The sequence below is a fragment of the Wolbachia endosymbiont of Drosophila tsacasi genome (assembly GCF_028982115.1).
Lineage (GTDB): Bacteria > Pseudomonadota > Alphaproteobacteria > Rickettsiales > Anaplasmataceae > Wolbachia > Wolbachia pipientis_B.
In genome coordinates this window covers 21,469-22,961 of record NZ_JAPQLJ010000053.1, presented here as the reverse complement: position 1 = coordinate 22,961, position 1,493 = coordinate 21,469, and the positions used below count along the sequence as shown (strand labels likewise).

Annotated in this window: 1 protein-coding gene; it reads right to left on the bottom strand. The window is 36.8% G+C overall.

Annotation, left to right across the window (positions count from 1 at the left end; translation table 11 throughout):
- Window positions 1–91 precede the first annotated feature (91 nt).
- Window positions 92–931: a peptide chain release factor N(5)-glutamine methyltransferase gene (gene prmC, locus OZD70_RS05350; protein ID WP_275021364.1), complete on the bottom strand. Its 840-nt coding sequence runs from the start codon at window positions 929–931 to the stop codon at window positions 92–94.
- Between the last annotated feature and the right edge of the window lie 562 nt (window positions 932–1,493).

Genomic DNA, 1,493 nt, shown 5'->3' with positions numbered 1-1,493 from the left:
GCATTCCCGAACAATTTGATGCATCATTTTCATGACAAAAACGTCTTAACTTTCTCTCTACTTTTTCTGGGTAAGGTCAAGAAAACATTAGCTATGTTTTTTGCATAACAATGCATCTCTTTATTCCTGCCAAATCATATACGTATTCTTGAAAAGCTAATTCGTATGAGGGTATTATTTTGTCAATATCATTTTGATCTTCACCTATCTCCAATATTGCAAACCCATTTTTTTTAAGACACCTCCTCAATATTGGAAAAATACTCAAGTAACAGTTTAAACCATCAATTCCACCATCAAGAGCAATTCTTGGTTCCTTTTGCACTTCTGCTTGCAGGTCTTTCAATTTGCTTCTTTTAATATATGGAGGATTACTGATTATAAGATCAAATGAACCTCTGCACTCTGTCCATGAGCTTGGAAATATTTTGGCTCTGCTGAGGAGATTATGTTTCTTTGTGTTCTGATAGGCAACTTTGTATGCTTCCAAGCTTTTTTCAAAACCAATACCAACGGCATATTCATACTCACTAAGTACGGATATCAATAAACAACCTGTGCCTGTACCAAAATCTGCAATTTTTAGTCTCTGCTTTTTATTTGGGTAATATTTTAACACTGCTAGGATTATTGTTTCACTATCTGGTCTTGGATCCAAAACATGCTGGTTAACTATAAAATTTTTACTCCAGAATTCACGATTACCTATTATTTGCGATATTGGATATCTTTCCGCTCTTTTTTTTGTTAATTTCCAAAATAGAAGTTCTTTGTCTCTTGATACCTGATTAGTGTGATTCATAATTATGAATGATCTTTCCACTCCAAGTACGTACTGTATGATGATTTCACAATCTAAATGTGGTGATTCAACTTTGTGTGACGATAATAACTCCGATCCTTCTTGAATTAAAGTGCTGATTGTTTTCATTATTCTAAAAATGTGCTCCTTTCAGCCACAAACGGTGAGTATAATAGCTAACTAAAATAAGGCTTACCTTCCTGTCATCCTATGGCTTGACCATAAGATCTAGTTAAAAAAAATTCTAGATTCCAGTGTCAGCTACTTGCATGACACCATTTGCTATGCGGATTACCTTAGCCTAGAGTAACTGCATCAGATCCCAGCGTCAAGCTACTCGGATGACACCCTACTTAACCGTCATACCGCCGCGGCATCTCTTAGCCGCTAACAAGTAGCGGGATGACGAATTGCTTAACCTTCATCCCGCCACGAACCGTCATGCCACCGCGAACCGTCATACCGCGATTCATTCGCGGTATCTCATCCGCTAACAAGAGATCCCGCTGCGGGATGACGGTTGTCGTTTAGTTACAAACATTAAGAAATTTACCAAACGAAAAAAAGGCAAAAGAAGCCCTAGTCATTGTCTATTTTCAGTATTGGCGTTTTTTAAGTCTTAAACACTGCAATTTAGCTGCTTTTAAATGCAACTAACCTTAGCTTTAATATTTAAGAAATTTACTAAGCA

Bases quoted from the DNA above. Each gene is read 5' to 3' on its own strand.
- prmC (WP_275021364.1), bottom strand. From the start codon at position 931: ATGAAAACAATCAGCACTTTAATTCAAGAAGGATCGGAGTTATTATCG.